This is a genomic window from Niveispirillum sp. FG156 (assembly GCF_057809555.1).
Window position 1 is genome coordinate 58,163 of record NZ_JBMDKE010000013.1, and the last position, 15,183, is coordinate 73,345.

The following is a 15,183-nucleotide window of genomic DNA, read 5'->3' on the forward strand; positions in this document are numbered from 1 at the left end:
CGCTAATCCGCGCTACGACTTGCCATCTGAGCTTGGACCTCGTTGCCAGGGGAACCCGTAGCGCGGATTAGGCGCAAGCCGTAATCCGCGGAGCGACTTCGCAGCTCTTCGCTACGCCATGTAATGCCCCAGCGACAGGAAGTTTTCCTTCGTCGTGGCATCCACGGGCAGTTCCCGTTCCAGCACCAGCTCCGCCACGCGCGCGACAATGGCCTCGAAGCCCATGAGCTGGCTTTCGATACTGTAGCTTCCCCGACGCCCCCGGATGGTCAACTGCATCCAGCCGCCAGACTTGTCCTTCTTTGTGGAATAATAGCGCAGCTTCACACCCGTGATCTGATCCCACCGGACCATGACCATGAAGAAGCCGCTGGGCAGGATCATACCCTCTTCTGTCACCCGGCAGGCGGCACCCCGCCGGGCCAGCGTCCGGATGCCCAGCCAGCCGAACAGCACGGCCCCCGCCAGCAGCGGGATCGCCACCAGCGGGTGGGCATCGAACCCGACTAGGGCAAGGGGGCCCAGCGTTACCGCCAGGCCCCCCGCCGCCCGCAACCCATCGGCCTTCAACGCATCGGTCGGGTAGCGACCGAACCCCGGTTCCGTCACTTGGACATCCCGTGGGCGCGCAGGATGAAGGCCTGGGACAGGGCCACTTCCTTCAGCTTGTCAAAGCGGCCCGTGGAGCCGCCATGGCCGGCACTCATTTCCGTCTTCAGCATCAGGACATTGTCGTCGGTCTTGTAGACGCGCAGCTTGGCCGCCCACTTGGCCGGTTCCCAATAGGTGACGCGGTAATCATTCAGCCCCGCCGTGATCAGGATCGGCGGATAGGGCCGCTTGGTCACATTGTCATAGGGGCTGTAGGTCTTCATGACATCATAGATTTCCTTGATGTTGGGATTGCCCCATTCCGGATAATCGCCCGTGGTCAGGGGCAGCGTATCGTCGAACAGGGTGTTCAGCACATCGACGAAGGGCACATGCGCCACGGCCCCGGCAAACATGCCATCGGACGCCATGTTCAGCACGGCCCCCATCAGGGTGCCGCCGGCGGACCCGCCCTCAATGCTGATCTGACCTGGGCTGGTGTAGCCTTGCGCCACCAGGAACTGCGCCACATCCAGGAAATCGTTGAAGGTGTTGGGCTTGTTGGTCAGGCGACCGGCATCATGCCAGGGACGCCCCATCTCCTCGCCGCCTCTGATATGGGCGATGGCATAGACGAAGCCGCGATCCAGAAGGCCGATGCGGTTGGTGGAGAAGCCGGGTTCCATGGCGATGGAGTAGGAGCCATAGCCATAGAGATGCATCGGCGCCTTGCCGTCCTTCTTCAAATCCTTGCGATAGACGATGGAGACGGGGATGGGCGTGCCGTCGCGCGCCGGGGCCATCAACCGTTCGGAGGTGTAGAGCGAGGGATCATAACCGCTAGGGATCTCCTGCACCTTGCGCGTCGTCAGGGTGCGGGCGGCCAGATCATAGTCGAACACGGTCGGCGGTGTGACCAGCGAGTGGTAACGGACGCGCAGGGTACCCGTCTCATATTCCTCGTTATTCATGCCCGACACGGCAAAGGCGGCATCGGGGAAGGCGATGGTGTGCGACCCGCCCTTATTGTCCAGCACCCAGACCTGCTGCGTGCCGTCCTGCCGGCCAAACACCACCAGCCAGTCCTTGAGCGCCAGCAGACCCGTCAGATATTGCCGGTCGCTGCCGGCCATCACCTCTGTCCAGGCCTTCTCCGACCAGTCATTGATCGGGGTCTTCACCAGACGGAAATTCAGATGCTTGTCATTGGACAGGATCCACAGGCTGTCGCCCTGGTCGGCCACGGAATAGAGGTGGTTTTCCCGACGCGGGATCACCGGTTTGGGCTTGGCCGTCGGGTTGTCGGACGGGATCAGCAGGGTTTCGGACGCAACCAGCGTGCCTGACCCGATCTCAATGAAGCGGCCGGATTGGCTTTCGCCGATGCCAACCCACCAGGACGGGTCCTGTTCCTCATAGACCAGGGTACCGGCATCGGCCTTGGCCCCCAGGATGGTGCGCATCACCTGCTTGGGCCGCTGGCTTTCATCTTTGAGCACATAGAACAGGGTTTTGTTGTCGGCAGCCCAGACCACGGAGCCGGACGTGCCGGGGATCGGCTCGCCCACGAACTCCCCGCTGGTCAGGTCTTTCACGACGATGGTGAAATTTTCCGAGCCATTGTCATCGAAGCTGTAGGCGAGATAGCGGCCATCGGGGCTGGGTTCCAGCGCCTCGACATCGTAGAAATCCTTGCCCTTGGCCAGTTCGTTGACGTCCAGGATGGTCTTCTCGGCACCCTCGGCCTCGCCCTTGGCGCGGCGCACGAAGGTGGGATGGTCCTGTCCGGCGGCAAAGCGGGACTGGTAGATATAGGCGCCGCGCGGATAGGGGACGCCGGTATCATCCTCCTTCACGCGGCCCTTCAATTCGGCGAACAGGCTGGCGCGCAGGCCATCCTCCTCCTTGCCCAGGACCGTGTCGGTATAGGCGTTTTCCGCCTTCAGGTAATCCAGCACCTCGGCATCATCGACCTTGGGATAATCCTTGTCGCGCAGCCAGTCATAGGGATCGACCCAGGTCTCGCCATGGCGCACATGCTCCACGGGCACCTGTTTGGCCACCGGCGGTGCGGGGAACAGGCTCTGGCGCAGCGGGGGCAGGTCGGTGGCGGTCTGCTGGACGGGCATCTCGGCGTTTTTCCTTGGCAAGGTCACATAGGCCAGCGTGGTGGCCCCGACCAGGGCGGCAAACAGGATCAGGATGCCGGGCCGGCGCGGCCCGCCCCCGGAATGATGACCTGATGACATAGGCGACACCCCGATAATGGTTGACGGTTGGCCGCAGGATAGGGCCGCCGATTGGAAGCGCCAATGCTGAAATCCAGGCGGCCCCATCATTTAGGGCAGGCATCGGCACCCGAAACGATTTATAGTGGTACTCAATATAGATCGCCGCCCGATCCGGTTCCCGCCGCCAAACGGTGGAACTGGCTGGAGCGGCATACATTTGTTTCAATCTGGTGTTTCACCAGACATTCAGCAGGAAGTCCGTCCAATGGGGGGCGGGCCAGCCGCATGGCGGCGGACGGAACGGGGTCAAACCTTGGTTGATGACGATTTCCTGTTCGCGGAGGATGGCACCCTGAAAGGTGCGCCTGCTGCGCTGCCGGAAAGCCGCCAGCCGGACGGCCCGCCCTGGCGCATCCTGATCGTCGATGACGATGAGGAGGTGCATTCCGTCACCCGCTACGCCCTGCGCAAGGTGCGGTTCCGCGACCGCCCGCTGGAGTTGCTGTCGGCCTATTCGGCGGCACAGGCGCTGACCATGTTGGCGGCAGAGGCTGACGTGGCCCTGGTCCTGCTGGACGTGGTGATGGAGACGGATGATGCCGGCCTGCGTCTGGTCCGCGCCATCCGCGAGGATCTGGCCGATACCGCCATCCGCATCATCCTGCGCACCGGACAGCCGGGGCAGGCGCCCGAGGAACGGGTGATCGTCGATTACGACGTCAATGACTACAAGGCCAAGACGGAACTCACCTCGCAGAAGCTGTTCACGACGGTGATCGCGGCGCTGCGCGCCTATGACAGCATCACGACCATCGAGGCCAACCGCCGCGGCCTGCGCCGCATGATCGCGCTGGATGACCGGCTGCGCCCCGATATGGGGATGGAGGCCTATGCCCAGACGGTCCTGGAACAGGCCGGCCCCATCCTGGGCGCCAATGCCTGCGGTCTTGCCTGTGTCGTGGAGGGGGTGGAGGGCTGGTCCATCGGCGGCACCCGTTTCCGGCCCCTGGCCGCCACGGGCCGTTTTACCGATATGACAGCGGTCCCGGAAGGCAGCCCCCTGCATGAACGTCTGCTGGCCGCCCTGGCCGACCGGCGTACGGGCGTGGCCGGACAGACAGCTACGCTCTACATGCCCGGCCCCGATGGTGGGGCCTTCCTGGCCATTCTGGATTGCGACCGCGTGCTGATGCCGGCGGATGCGGAGATGCTGGGCGTTCTGACGGCCAAGTTCGCGGGCGGGCTGGTCAATCTGGTCCTGTACGAACAGCTGAGTCAGGCCAATACCGACCTGCGCGCCCTGACCCAGACGCTGGAACATCGTGTCGCCGAACGCACGCGGGAACTGTCGGAAGCCAATGCCAAGCTGGAGACGCTGGCCAGTATCGACAGCCTGACCGGCATCCTGAACCGCCGCCGCTTCATGGAACTGGCGGAGGCGGAATGGGATCGCTGCACCCGCTATGGCCGTGCCTTCTCTCTGTTGCTGCTGGACCTGGATCAGTTCAAGCGCATCAATGACAGCCATGGCCACGCCGCCGGCGACACCGCGATCCGCGTCGCCGCCGAACGGGCGGGCAGCAGCCTGCGCACCACTGATTGTCTGGCCCGTTTCGGGGGGGAGGAACTGGTGGTCATGCTGCCGGAAACCGACCTGCCGGCGGCCCTGCTGGCGGCAGAACGTATCCGCAGCGCCATCGGCACCCATCCCGTCCTGCATGAGGACAAGGCCATCCCGCTGACCACCAGCATCGGCGTCGCCTCCTGGCGTGGGGATACGGAAACGCTGGCCCAATTGCTGGACCGCGCCGATCAGGCGCTGTATCAGGCGAAGCTGCAGGGCCGCAACCGCGTGGAAGCGTCCCGCATTACCGTTTCCTGAAGGCGTTCATCGATCATGCCCCTGACCGCACCGGCCTTCCCCAGGCCCCTGCACGCTGTTGTCTTCGATATGGACGGGCTGCTGATCGATACGGAACGCCATGTGCGGGAGGCGACGCTGGGCGCGGCACTGGATATCGGGCGACCCATGGAAGATGATTTCTATGCCGGCATCATCGGTACGCCCTGGCCCGAAACCCTGGCCATGCTGAAGGATTATTTCGGCGGGCAGGACGCGTTCGACCGGTTTCGCGCCCATTTCGTGCCCCGGATGGAGGCGTTGCGCCAGGGGGTGGAGATGATGGCGGGCGTGGTGGAACTGCTGGACCACCTGGACGCGGTGGGCCTACCCAAGGCGGTGGCGACCTCCACGGGCCGGGAAAAGGCCGATGAACATCTGCGCCATGTCGGCATCTATCACCGGTTCCACGCCATCGTCACCCGCGATGATGTCACGCGCGGCAAGCCGCATCCCGAACCGTACCTGACGGCAGCCCGGCTGCTGGGTGTCGATCCCGCCCATTGCCTGGCGCTGGAGGACAGCCATAACGGCATCCGTTCCGCCCATGGCGCCGGCATGATGGCCGTGATGGTGCCCGACCTGCTGCCCGCCACGGACGAGATGCGGTCACTGGCCCTGCATGTGGTGGAAAGCCTGCATCAGGTGCGGGGGATGCTGGTCGGGTAGAGCGGACTTCTTTTGACTGGAAACGCGTTTTCTTCGTCATCCCGGCGGAAGCCGGGACCCAGCGTGAGGCGCGGTCAGCACCGATGTGACCCATGTCGCGGCAGACGCCGCTCTGCGCTGGGTCCCGGCTTCCGCCGGGATGACGATAGGGGGTGCGTCCAGTCAACGCAAACCCGATCTAAACCGGTTCCCGACGCTCCTCTGGCGGGGGGATGGGGCGGCCCAGGCGGGTCCAGACGGCGCGACGTTCGCCCGGCGTCATCACGCCCCAGCGCATGATCTCTTCCAGCAGCCGCTTGCAGCCCAGACAGGTCTGGCGCTTGCGGTCCAGGTCGCAGCGCCGGATGCAGGGACTGGGCACGTAATCGTCGGGATCGGGCACCTGCACCTGGATAACCATCCTTATTATCCCCCCAATTTCCCGATAAGGGCGGCGGCCAACCGCGCACCGCTCACAAAGGCGGCCTCTGCCCGCGCCTCCAGGCACCAGTCGCCACAGGCCCCGATGCCCAGTGAGTCATCCCACAGGAACCCGTCCGTCAACGGCCTTGTGGGCAGGGCATAACGCCAGCGATGGGCGCTGATCAAGGCCGGATCGCCCCCGATGCCCGTCGCGGCGCGGAATGCCGGCAGCAGGGCCGCCGCCACCGCATCCGCCGCATCCTCCAGATGCCGGATGGACCAGTCGGGGGCGGCATGGGCCACGAAACTGGCACCCCCGGCGCGGCCCGGCTTGGCCCCGTCATGGGCGATCCAGGACAGGGGCCGATCCTCCGCCCCCGCGCCTGCGACGAAGGCGGCATCCCAGGCGGGCAGTACTGCCTGATCGAAGCCCAACATCAGGGCCCAGCACGGGGCCATCACCGCCTCGCCTGCGCGTGCAGCCAGGGCGGGAGCGACGGGCGACAGCAGATCCACGGCCTGGGGCGACGGGACCGCGATGATGACGCCAGCAAACGGTCCTTCAACCGCCCCATCCTCCATCCGCAGATGCCAGTCACCGGGCGCGCCCGTGATGGTGATGGCGCGGCGGTTGAAACGGGGGCGGGCCGCATCAGGCAGACGGGTGATCATGCCCTGAAGGATGCCATTCATGCCGGGCACGCCCACGAACCGTTCCACGGGATGCGGCTCCACCCCGCCTTCGGCAGTCAGGCGAACGATATGCCCGGTCCAGGGCGCGGCATGGCCATCAGCCACCAGCCCGTCCATGACACGGGCCAGGCCGGCATCGCGCACCGTCAGATATTGTCCGCCATGGTCAAAGCGCCAGCCATCGGCCCGCCGCGTGGACAGACGCCCGCCCGGTCCCCGCCCCTTGTCGAACAGAGCGACGGCCATCCCCCGCTGCGTCAGCGACAAAGCCGCCGACAGACCGGCAAGGCCGGCGCCGATAATGGCGATGGGGTGGGCGGAGACAGGCTTCTGCATGATGGTTCCGGTCTGCGGAGATAAGGTGCGGTGCCAGATGGGGTGCCGCCGCCACCTGTCCAGGGTGTAAAGGCGAGAATCTGTTCGGCTACTGCCCATACTATGCTTGTGCGTCATGGCACCAGGGGCCATGGAATGGTAACAATAGTCCATTCATTGAGGCCGCGAGCAGGCGATGGACGGCACGACCGGCGCAGAACGGCCCCCCACCTCCCCGGACCGCCTTCGGGCGCGCTATCCGGTACTGTCCCCCTGGCTGGCTTTGCCGCTGGCACTGGCCGGGATGGCGGCACTTGTCGTGACCTTGCTGCGACCCGAAGCGGCCCTGCCCGCCGGGGTCAATCCCTGGCAGCCGGTGGCCCTGGCCTGTGCCGGTCTGGCGGTGTTGCTGCTGCTGTCCGTCACCATCCATGCCGCCATGCAGCAGCGATCCCAATCCATCCGCGAACGCCAGGAACTGCGCGATGCCAATGCCGCCCTGGTGGCGCAGATGGCGCGTCAGCAGGCGGTGATGGACCGGTTGGCGCAGTCGGAACGCAAATACCGGGAGATTTATGAGACGGCGATGGAGGGGATGTTCACCATCGACATTCCTGGTCGTTTCCTGTCCGCCAACCCCGCCCTGCTGGCCATGCTGCGCTATGACAGCCTGGAACAATTGCAGGCGGAGGTGCAGGACGCAACCGTCAGTTTCTACATGGATCAGGACAACCGGGAGGCCATCACCCAGGCCCTGCTGGCGCAGGAAGAGGTGGGCAGCGTGCCCGTCGAACTGCGCCGCCGCGATGGCGAAGGCTTCTGGGTCGCGATTTCGGCCCGCATCATCCGCAATGCCGATGGCAAGGCCGTGGCCTTCCAGGGCAGCGTGCGCGACATCACGCAATGGCGCCGCGACCGGCAGGCCATGGAGGCCGCCTTGAGCGCCGCCGAAATGGCCAACCGCGCCAAGTCGGAATTCCTGGCCAACATGACGCATGAGTTGCGGACACCGCTGAACGCCATCATCGGCTTTTCAGAGATCATCGCGACGGAGGCCATGGGGCCGATGGGCCAGCCCGCCTATCGCGAATATGCCCATGATGTCCATGATAGCGGCCAGATGCTGCTGTCGCTGATCAACGACATCCTGGACCTGTCCAAGATCCAGGCCGGCAAGAAGGAACTGTCGGAAAAGCTGGTGGATATCCCCCGCCTGATCCGGTCCAGCATGCGCCTTGTCGCCGAACGCGCCGACAAGGGCGGGGTGCTGCTGGAGACGGAGATGGAGGCGGAACTGCCGCCCGTGCGCGCCGATGAGGTGGCGTTGAAGCAGATCCTGTCCAACCTTCTGTCCAACGCCGTGAAATTCACGCCCCAGGGCGGCAAGGTGGTCTGTGGCGCCCGGGTGGAGGCGGATGGCGGCATGTCGCTCTATGTCCGCGACAATGGCATCGGCATGCGCGAGGAAGATATCGCGACCGCCATGGAGCCGTTCCGCCAGATCGAGGGCAGCCATTCCCGCTCCGCCGGCGGCGTGGGGCTGGGTCTGCCTTTGGTCCTGGCGTTGGCCCGTCTGCATGGCGGCGACGCCACGCTGGAAAGCACCATCGATATCGGCACCACCGTCACCGTTACTCTGCCGCCCACGCGGGTGCAGGCCATGCCCCTGGCCTTCCTGCGCTCCGTCATTCCGGCATAGGCCGGCATAGGGATGCCAGGAACCAAGCCTTCAGGACCTTAACCATGACCATTTACATCCGACTACGGATGAATTAGTCTTCGCGCCGAAACAAGCCGGAGCCTGACGCCCATGGATTTGAACCCGCACATCTGACCGCCGCCCCCACCGGGGGCCGTCTCATGTCCGACCTGGGTTCCATCCATGCCGCATTGGCTTGTGGCCGAGGGGCTGTGCTTCACGCATGGTCCTGACCAGCCATTGATCGACGCTCTTTCCCTTTCCATCGCCGATGAACGGGTCGCCCTGCTGGGTGGCAACGGGGTTGGCAAGACGACCCTGCTGCGCCTGCTGACGGGGGCCTTGCAGCCCGCGCGCGGCCATGTCGCCCGGCGGGGCCGGCATTTCCATTGGCCGCAACTGCCCGAACCGGGGCAGGTGGTGGGCGACCTGCTGCCCGATGATCCGGGACGCGCGGCGGCATTGGCGCGCCTGCACCTGCCATCCGACCTGCCGGACGCGCTGCCGCTGGACCGCCTGTCGGGCGGACAGGTGGCGCGGCTGCGGCTGGCCGCCATCCGGTTGACGCGGCCCGATATTCTGATCCTGGACGAGCCGGGCAATGATCTGGACGACGCGGGGCGGACGCTGCTGTCGGACCTGATCCGGGGCTGGCGCGGCGGGTTACTGCTGGTCAGTCATGAGGTCGGGCTGCTGTCGCTGACCGACCGTATCCTGGATCTGTCGCCCCTGGGCCTGCGCAGCCATGGCGGGGGCTATCAAGGTTGGCTGGCGGCCAGGGAGGCGGAGCGGCAGGCGGCGGAACGCGCCCTGGCCGATGCCGGCAAACAGGCCCGTCTGGTGCGGGAAACGGCACGGGAGGAGGCGGCCAGGGCCGCGCGGCGGGCGCGCACCGGCAAACAGGAAAGGGCGCGGGGATCGAACGCCCCCATCCTGATGGGCATGCGCCGCGACAATGCCGAACGCGCGGCATCGGCCCGGCGCATCAAGGGGGAACGGCAGATGCAGGCCGCCAACATGGCGCTGGATCAGGCGCAAGGCCGTCTGCCCCCGCCCCTGCCACCCCTGAACATGGCCATCAGCCCGTCTGCGGTCCCGGCGGGCAGGATGCTGCTGCGGGCAGAAGGGCTGTGCCTGTCGCGCGGCGGGCGGGAACTGTGGCGGAACCTGTGCTTCACCATCACCGGTCCCGCGCGCATCGCCCTGACGGGGCCGAACGGGGCGGGGAAAAGCAGTCTGCTGGACTGTCTGACCGGTTGCCTGACCGCCGATGCCGGCCTCATCACCCGTGCACCCGGCCTGCGTCTGGCACGGCTGGATCAACGTCTGGCCGCGGCATCGGATAACACGCCCCTGTCGCTGTCCCGCGCGGCACAGCCGGAACAAGCGGAGGGGGCGATCCGCGCCAGCCTGGCCCGATTCGGCTTCCGAGCAGGGGCGGCGCTAGTGCCGCTACGCCTGCTGTCGGGCGGCATGCGGGTGCGCGCCCATCTCTGCGCCGCGCTGGGTGGTCCGGCGGCACCGCAGCTTCTGCTGCTGGATGAGCCGGCCAACCATCTGGACCTGGAAGGGCGCGCAACCTTGCTGGAGGCCCTGAACGCCTATGATGGCGCCCTGATCCTGGTCAGCCATGACAGGGATTTCCGCCGCGCGGTAAACACCGATCGGGCGATCGAAATCCCAGGCCAAAACCATAGGTGATGATTATGACTGGCAGGGTCGGCCATAAGCGCATAATCAACCTATGTCTGATACAATGTTAACGAGTAAATCATTTGATGGTCATACGACCAACCATTAATCTCTTCGCATCCTGATCGGCACGCGGCGCCCATCCCGGCCCGCCGCGTGCCCACCAGCCAAAGTGGAGGGGATGGGAATGAGCGATATCCTGGATATAGCGATTGTCGGTGGCGGCGTGACCGGCACCTATTGCGCCTGGCGCCTGACCGGCGATCAGGGGATCACGGGCGCCAAGGTGGCGATGTTCGAATATAGCGACCGTATCGGCGGTCGCCTTTATACCAAGACCATCCCCGGCATGCCCAACATCGCCGCCGAACTGGGCGGCATGCGCTATATCCCGCCCAGCGAGGATGACGACGCCTCCAACCAGCCGATGGTCAGCAACCTGATTGATGCGCTGGGCCTGCCGTCGCATGTCTTCCTGATGGGCAATCCCAAGCCCGGCCCCGATGGGCAACCCATCGGCGAGAAGGACAACATCTTCTTCCTGCGCGGCAAGCACCTGAAGATGAAGGAACAATCCGACCCGGACAAGGTGCCCTACAACCTGTCCTGGAACGAACGCGGCAAGAGCGTGAACGACCTGCAGGTCTTCGCTTTCGATCTGCTGGTGCCCAAGAACAAGCGCAATTCGCTGGACGCGCTGATGGAAACCACCGTGTTCGGCCACCCGCTCTACACCTACGGTTTCTGGAACCTGATGAGCCAGACCCTGTCGTCAGAGGCCTATCAGTTCATGAAGGATGCCGGCGGCTATGACGCGAATGTCGCCAATGCCAATGCCGTGGCCCAGCTGCCGGCCACCGAATATGCCAATACCAGCGGTTTCAAGGCCATCACCGGCGGCTATCAGCGCCTGCCCCTGACCCTGGCGGAAAAGGCCGCGGCACAGGGCACCGATATCCGCATGAACCGCCGCATTTCCCGCATCGAACGCGATCAGGACGGTCTTTATCTGCTGACCGTCGTGGAGACGGAAACGAAGCTGGTCTATGCCGACCTGGGCGGGCTACGCGAGGTCACGAAGGACAAGGAAGGGGTGGAACCCAGCATCGTGAAGGCCAAGGATATCATCCTGGCTCTGCCGCGCCGGTCGCTGGAACTGATCGAATGGGTGGAATGGAAGCAGCCCGACGTGAAGGCCATGGTCAGTTCCGTGCTGATCCAGGACGCGTTCAAGCTGCTGTTGGCCTATGATTATCCCTGGTGGGAGGCGCAGGGCCTGGTGGCCGGACGTTCCATCACCGACCTGCCCGTCCGCCAGATCTATTATTTCGGGACGGAAGAGGATCAGCCGCACGGGGAGAAGGGCAATACCCGTTCCCTGCTGATGGCATCCTACAATGACATCACCACCGTCCCCTTCTGGAAGGGCCTGGAAAAGGGCGCCCCCTTCCTGGGTCGCCTGCCGGACGGCGTGAAGGGTGTCGCCAAGGAGAAGTCAGGATCGGGTGAGGAAGGTACGCCCATCCCGCTGGCCGAATGCATCGCCACCGACGCCATGGTCTCCAGCGCGCATTCACAGATCCTGGCCGTCCATGGTCTGGTCGATGTCGATCAACCCTATTCCGCCATCTATCATGACTGGTCGGGCGATCCGTATGGCGGCGGCTGGCACGAATGGAAAGCGGGTTTCCGCTACGACAAGCTGATGCCCGCCATCCGCCAGCCCGTGTTGAAGGATCGCGTCTTCATCTGCGGCGAAGCCTATTCCAACAATCAGGGCTGGGTCGAGGGCTGCCTGCAAACCGCCGAGCATGTGCTGCTGGAGAAGTTCGACCTGCCCTGGCCCGCCTATCTGGCACATCTGAAGGACAGCCAAGCAGAGGTTCTTGGACCGTAAGTCAACACTTACGGAAGGGGCGCCCGACAGGCCGGGCGCCCCTTCTTCCCCATCCGGCATATCCGCATTCCTAGCCCACGGGAGATGGCGCCCATGAATCCGCTGCCCACAGATTTCACCGTTTCCGACTATCTGATCCAGCGCCTGCACGAGGCGGGCCTGCGCGATGTCTTCACGGTGCCCGGCGATTATGTCGCCCGCTGGTTCGACTATATCGACGACAAGGCCCGCAACGAGGGCGCGCAGTTGAACCGGCTGGGTTGCCGGTCGGAGCTGGAGGCCGGCTATGCCGCCGACGCCTATGGCCGCATCAACGGCATTTCCTGCGCCGCCGTCACCTATGGCGTGGGCGCCTTCTCCCTGATCAATCCGGTGGCCGGGTCCTATGTGGAACGCGTGCCGACGGTCGCCATTTCCGGTAGCCCCGGTACCGGTGCCGCCGACCGGCCCTTTGCCCGCACCTACAAGATCCTGCTGCATCATGCGACGGGCAATTACGAAGCCGACCGCGATGCCTATACGGACATCACGGCGGAAGCCATCATCATCAGCGACGCCGCAGAGGCCCCGGCGATGATCGACGGCGCCCTGGGGGCCGCCCTGTCGGAAAAACGCCCCGTCTATATCGAGATCTGGCGGCAATTATGGGATGCGCCCTGCGCCGAACCGAAGGACGCCCTGGTCATCCCGCCCCTGCCCGAAGATGCCGATTCCGTGGCCGCCGCCGTCAAGCATGTGGCCGGCCTGATCAAGGCTGCCGCCAAGCCCCTGTTCTGGGGCGGGATCGAGGTGCAGCGTTTTGGCCTGCAAAACGGTTTCGCAGGCCTGGTGGATCAGACGGGCGTCCCCTATGTCACCAGCCTGCTGGCCAAAAGCCTGCTGGCCGAAACCCATCCGGGCTTTATCGGCACCTATACCGGTCCATCCTCCGACTATTGGACCTATACGACCGTCGAACAGGCCGATCTGGTGGTGGTGACGGGTGACCTGCTGACCGATGATTATGAAGGGTTCGTGGGTAAGGATTTCAGCAGCATGATTGTCGTCTATGACAATCAGGTGCGGGTGGGCGAGGCCTATTATTTCGGCGTGCCGATCAAGAGCTTCATCGAGAAACTGTCCGAGGCGCTGAAGGACACGCCCAAGCGTGAACCCTGGGCGGTCAAGGGTCCGGCGGTAATCGACCCGGATTTCAAGCCCTTCCCGCCAGACATCATCACCTATGCCCGCTTCTTCCAGCGCATGCTGACCTGGGTCGATGCCGACATGACCCTGGTGCCCGATGAAAGCAGCAGCATGTATGTCAGCTGCAATATCCCGGTGAACCGGGCCAATGGCTTTGTGTCGGAAGCGGCCTGGGGCAGCATCGGCTATGCGTCGGCGGCGGCGCTGGGCCTGTCGGTGGCGGCGCCCGACGCGCGGCCCGTGGTCTTTGCCGGCGATGGCGGGTTCCAGATGGTGGCGCAAACGGTCAGCACCATGGCCGTCTATAAGCGCAATCCCATCATCTTCGTGATGGCCAACACCATCTATGGCATCGAACAGGCCCTGACCAATGACAAGGCCTATACCGAGGGCCAGCCCTTCAACCCGTTCAACGTCATCCCGTCCTGGGATTACGCGGCCCTGGCCGTGGCGCTGGGTGCCAAGGGCGTGGCCGTGACGACCCTGACGGAGCTGGAAAACGCGCTGTCGACGGTGAAGGCGGATACGGAGTCGGTCTGGCTGGTGCAGGTCAACCTGCCCGCCGATGACATCCCACAGGAAATCCTGCGTCTGGCCACCAACCAGGGTCCGACCAAGCCGTAAGGTGTTTGGGGGCGGGTATCACCACCCGCCCCCCTTTCTCACACAAACAGCATCTGGTCACCGGGTCGGACCTGCCCCAGCAGGGTGACCATCCCCGTCGTCTCCACATTCAGGTCAGGGCGCAGCACCGGCTCGCGGATGCCCAGCGCGCGCCAGCCCATCTCACAGGCCAGGAAGGTCACGCCCAGTTCGGCGCAGGCGGTGAGCAACTCATCGAAGGTACCCACGCCGCGATGGGCCAGCGTGTGGTCGCGCGCCTCCGGGCTGGTGCCGTCGTCGGAGAAATCCAGCCGTTTCCAGCCTTCGCGGGCCAGCAGGGCCGGCAGAGCGCGCCCGGTGAAGAACAGGGTGACAGGCCTTCCCGTGGCCACGGCGGCGGCGGCGGTGACCAGGGCATAATGCACACGGTCATAGCCGCCGGACTGGATCACCAGCACCAGACCCCATTTACCGTCGGACATGCAAAGGCTCCCCAGCGTGGTTTCACTTATGGTGGGAAAGATCGATGTAGGTCGGGTGGGTACCGCAAACAGGGCAATCCGGGTCGCGGCGGATTTTCACCGTCCGGAACCCTGTCTCCAATGCTGAATACATCAGAAGCCGGCCCGACAGGCTGTCACCGATCCCCAGCAGTTCCTTCAACACCTCAACGGCCTGAAGGCTCCCCATTGTTCCCGCCAGCGCACCCAGAACCCCGCCTTCCGAACAGGACGGGATCATGCCGGGCGGCGGCGGCTCGCGGAAAATGCAGCGGTAGCACGGGTGTGGATCGCCGCAATGCGCCTTGAAGGTGGAAAGCTGCCCGTCAAAGCGCAGCATGGCCGCACTGACCAGCGTCCTGCCCGCCAGATAGCAGGCATCATTCAACAGGAAGCGCGTGGCGAAATTGTCGGTGCCGTCGGCCACGACATCGTACCCGCCGATGATGTCCATGACGTTGGAGCGGTTCAGGCGGGTCTTATGGACCTCCACCTTCACATCCGGGTTGATGGCGGCAATGCGTGCCGCCGCACTGTCCACCTTGGGCACACCGATGCCGGCGGTATCATGGATTACCTGACGCTGCAGGTTCGACAGGTCCACGACATCATCATCGACAATGCCGATGCGCCCCACCCCGGCGGCCGCCAGATAGAGCAGCATGGGGGCACCCAGGCCGCCGGCCCCCACGATCAGAGCGGACGATGACAGCAGCTTCGACTGCCCCTCCCCGCCCACCTCGCGCAGCATGATATGGCGGGCGTAACGGTCGATCTGGCTGTCGGTGAGGTCGAGCATCAGAGTT

The 15,183-nt window shown here is 64.8% G+C and carries 12 protein-coding genes; 6 read left to right on the top strand and 6 right to left on the bottom strand.

Going from position 1 to position 15,183, the window contains the following annotated elements:
- Positions 1–111: 111 nt before the first annotated feature.
- Positions 112–609: a hypothetical protein gene (locus tag ACODSP_RS10245; protein ID WP_488965498.1), complete on the bottom strand. Its 498-nt coding sequence runs from the start codon at positions 607–609 to the stop codon at positions 112–114.
- A complete protein-coding gene (locus ACODSP_RS10250; protein ID WP_488965499.1) occupies positions 606–2,840 on the bottom strand; it encodes a S9 family peptidase in 2,235 nt (744 codons plus the stop codon). The genes ACODSP_RS10245 and ACODSP_RS10250 overlap by 4 nt, the downstream gene beginning before the upstream one ends.
- Positions 2,841–3,135: 295 nt before the next feature.
- Here ACODSP_RS10250 and ACODSP_RS10255 point away from each other — a divergent pair, with 295 nt between their 5' ends.
- Together ACODSP_RS10255 and ACODSP_RS10260 are read left to right on the top strand one after the other, a co-directional pair.
- Complete coding sequence (locus tag ACODSP_RS10255; RefSeq protein WP_488965500.1) at positions 3,136–4,704, top strand: diguanylate cyclase; 1,569 nt, start codon at positions 3,136–3,138, stop codon at positions 4,702–4,704.
- A 15-nt stretch (positions 4,705–4,719) separates the two neighbouring features.
- Positions 4,720–5,391 carry an HAD family hydrolase gene (locus ACODSP_RS10260; protein WP_488965501.1) on the top strand — a complete coding sequence of 224 codons (672 nt, stop codon included), beginning with the start codon at positions 4,720–4,722 and terminating at the stop codon, positions 5,389–5,391.
- Positions 5,392–5,569: 178 nt separating this feature from the next.
- Here ACODSP_RS10260 and ACODSP_RS10265 read toward each other — a convergent pair whose 3' ends face one another.
- Entirely contained in the window at positions 5,570–5,791 is a 222-nt protein-coding gene (locus tag ACODSP_RS10265; RefSeq protein WP_488965502.1) for a DUF1289 domain-containing protein, read from the bottom strand.
- A gap of 5 nt (positions 5,792–5,796) precedes the next feature.
- A complete protein-coding gene (locus ACODSP_RS10270; protein WP_488965503.1) occupies positions 5,797–6,822 on the bottom strand; it encodes an NAD(P)/FAD-dependent oxidoreductase in 1,026 nt (341 codons plus the stop codon).
- A 175-nt stretch (positions 6,823–6,997) separates the two neighbouring features.
- Here ACODSP_RS10270 and ACODSP_RS10275 point away from each other — a divergent pair, with 175 nt between their 5' ends.
- The 4 genes from ACODSP_RS10275 (at position 6,998) to ACODSP_RS10290 (ending at position 13,898) form a co-directional block, all read left to right on the top strand.
- Positions 6,998–8,500: a sensor histidine kinase gene (locus tag ACODSP_RS10275; RefSeq protein ID WP_488965504.1), complete on the top strand. Its 1,503-nt coding sequence runs from the start codon at positions 6,998–7,000 to the stop codon at positions 8,498–8,500.
- A gap of 183 nt (positions 8,501–8,683) precedes the next feature.
- Positions 8,684–10,201, top strand: a complete 1,518-nt coding sequence (locus ACODSP_RS10280) for an ATP-binding cassette domain-containing protein (RefSeq protein ID WP_488965505.1) — start codon at positions 8,684–8,686, stop codon at positions 10,199–10,201.
- A 178-nt stretch (positions 10,202–10,379) separates the two neighbouring features.
- On the top strand, positions 10,380–12,089 hold the full coding sequence (locus tag ACODSP_RS10285; RefSeq protein WP_488965506.1) for a flavin monoamine oxidase family protein: 1,710 nt from the start codon (positions 10,380–10,382) through the stop codon (positions 12,087–12,089).
- A gap of 93 nt (positions 12,090–12,182) precedes the next feature.
- On the top strand, positions 12,183–13,898 hold the full coding sequence (locus ACODSP_RS10290) for an alpha-keto acid decarboxylase family protein (RefSeq protein ID WP_488965507.1): 1,716 nt from the start codon (positions 12,183–12,185) through the stop codon (positions 13,896–13,898).
- A 38-nt stretch (positions 13,899–13,936) separates the two neighbouring features.
- Here ACODSP_RS10290 and ACODSP_RS10295 read toward each other — a convergent pair whose 3' ends face one another.
- Together ACODSP_RS10295 and ACODSP_RS10300 are read right to left on the bottom strand one after the other, a co-directional pair.
- Positions 13,937–14,359, bottom strand: coding sequence for a DsrE family protein (locus ACODSP_RS10295; RefSeq protein WP_488965508.1), 423 nt, complete (start codon positions 14,357–14,359; stop codon positions 13,937–13,939).
- A gap of 22 nt (positions 14,360–14,381) precedes the next feature.
- The gene (locus ACODSP_RS10300; RefSeq protein WP_488965509.1) at positions 14,382–15,176 is read right to left on the bottom strand and encodes a HesA/MoeB/ThiF family protein; all 795 of its coding nucleotides are present in this window, start codon (positions 15,174–15,176) and stop codon (positions 14,382–14,384) included.
- Positions 15,177–15,183: the final 7 nt, after the last annotated feature.

Bases quoted from the DNA above. Each gene is read 5' to 3' on its own strand.
- ACODSP_RS10250 (WP_488965499.1), bottom strand. From the start codon at position 2,840: ATGTCATCAGGTCATCATTCCGGGGGCGGGCCGCGCCGGCCCGGCATC.
- ACODSP_RS10260 (WP_488965501.1), top strand. From the start codon at position 4,720: ATGCCCCTGACCGCACCGGCCTTCCCCAGGCCCCTGCACGCTGTTGTC.
- ACODSP_RS10265 (WP_488965502.1), bottom strand. From the start codon at position 5,791: ATGGTTATCCAGGTGCAGGTGCCCGATCCCGACGATTACGTGCCCAGT.
- ACODSP_RS10270 (WP_488965503.1), bottom strand. From the start codon at position 6,822: ATGCAGAAGCCTGTCTCCGCCCACCCCATCGCCATTATCGGCGCCGGC.
- ACODSP_RS10275 (WP_488965504.1), top strand. From the start codon at position 6,998: ATGGACGGCACGACCGGCGCAGAACGGCCCCCCACCTCCCCGGACCGC.
- ACODSP_RS10280 (WP_488965505.1), top strand. From the start codon at position 8,684: ATGCCGCATTGGCTTGTGGCCGAGGGGCTGTGCTTCACGCATGGTCCT.
- ACODSP_RS10285 (WP_488965506.1), top strand. From the start codon at position 10,380: ATGAGCGATATCCTGGATATAGCGATTGTCGGTGGCGGCGTGACCGGC.
- ACODSP_RS10290 (WP_488965507.1), top strand. From the start codon at position 12,183: ATGAATCCGCTGCCCACAGATTTCACCGTTTCCGACTATCTGATCCAG.
- ACODSP_RS10295 (WP_488965508.1), bottom strand. From the start codon at position 14,359: ATGTCCGACGGTAAATGGGGTCTGGTGCTGGTGATCCAGTCCGGCGGC.
- ACODSP_RS10300 (WP_488965509.1), bottom strand. From the start codon at position 15,176: ATGCTCGACCTCACCGACAGCCAGATCGACCGTTACGCCCGCCATATC.